Origin of the sequence: Okeania sp. SIO2F4, assembly GCF_010672385.1 — a bacterium.
Lineage (GTDB): Bacteria > Cyanobacteriota > Cyanobacteriia > Cyanobacteriales > Microcoleaceae > Trichodesmium.
Genome location: NZ_JAAHGT010001400.1, coordinates 1 through 1478, shown reverse-complemented (window position 1 = coordinate 1478; position 1478 = coordinate 1). Strand labels below are relative to the sequence as shown.

The following is a 1478-nucleotide window of genomic DNA, read 5'->3' as shown; positions in this document are numbered from 1 at the left end:
ATATAGCAATGAGCGCTGGCATCTTTACATATTACATAGATATTTATAATGTAACATAAAAGTAACTGTATGAGCTGTATTTTTCATAAATTAGGCGATCGCTAAAGGTTAAAGTTTTAAGGATGCGTGTAATGGTATTGACAATTTACAGTTTATAGCTTAGGATTCTTTACTTTAATATATTCAAATAAAGTTTGAGTGCTATGGTATATCCTTACAGTCAAGATTTGCGTGAACGGGCTCTTGACCTCATTATTAATGGTATGTCTATCAGTCATGTGAGTCGTTTATTAAATATAAGTCGGCCTACTCTTCATCAATGGCGAGATATATATTTAACCACAGGTTCAACAGTCCCAAAAGCCAATGTACCTCCCCCTCAGATCTCTAAAATTAAAGACTCGGAGAAATTTGAAAAGTTTGTTGAGGACAATCACACTCAAACTCATGCGTCAAATGGCTGCAAAATGGGGAAATTGTAGTCGTTTTACTATTAGTAGAAGTTTAAAAAAACTTGGTTTTACTCGTAAAAAAAACATATGGTTATCAAGAAAGAGATGAACTAGAAAGAGAAGAGTTTGGCTTAAAACTGAATCAAATAGACAAAAAAAACATTGTTTATGTAGATGAAGCCGGAATAGATAATAGAGAAGATTATCCTTATGGTTATGGGGTTAAAGGCATTCATAGTACCAGGCATGAAGTCCGGAAAAAGAATTGAGAGAGTCAGTTGGTAGAGAGCTATAAATCAATCAAAAATGTTTGCTCCTTTAACATAGAAGGGCAGTTGTAATCGTGACTTGTTTGAGAACTGGTTGGAAAATTGTTTACTACCAAAATTACAACCAGGACAAGTGATTATATTGGATAACGCAACGTTTCATAAATCAGTTTATATTGAAGAATTAGTGGCCAAGCAAGGGTGTGAAATCTGGTATTTACCACCATACTCACCAGATTTTAACAAGATAGAACGCTGGTGGTTTGTGTTAAAAAATTGGCTCAAACAAAGACTCAAGAAATTTGATAATTTTAGAGATTGTGTGGATGCAGCTTTTATGGAAAATCCTCAAGTTTTTCCGTAGTAGTGAAAGATATCAATTATTAATATAGGATTTAGTTGCTCTTTGAGGGGATTCTCCAGAGGAGACGCTTCGCGAACGCACTCACATAAGACTGTGATTTTTTTGTTGTCAGTTCAATCAAAGTGCAACGCTATCATACCAATTTTAAAAATGGCAGCCATGGGATAATTATTGCCAGCAAAGGATTTCCTGACATCTATTTGTGAAATTATTTTTTCATGCATGGTATCAAATTTTAAGGTGAGTGGGATTGCACCTTCGTTCCGCTGTCGCGATTGCCGGAGGCACAGCGAAGCTATCGCATATCAAAAATGTCGGTCATGTAGCAAGTTTTATACTACACACAAAGACAGTAGTAGTATGTATGCATTGATGCCAGCGCTCACTGCTATA

Annotated in this window: 1 pseudogene; it reads left to right on the top strand. The window is 35.5% G+C overall.

Annotated elements, in window-relative coordinates:
* The first annotated feature begins 203 nt into the window (after positions 1-203).
* Positions 204-1085 (top strand): annotated as a pseudogene (locus F6K22_RS40755) (IS630 family transposase).
* Positions 1086-1478: the final 393 nt, after the last annotated feature.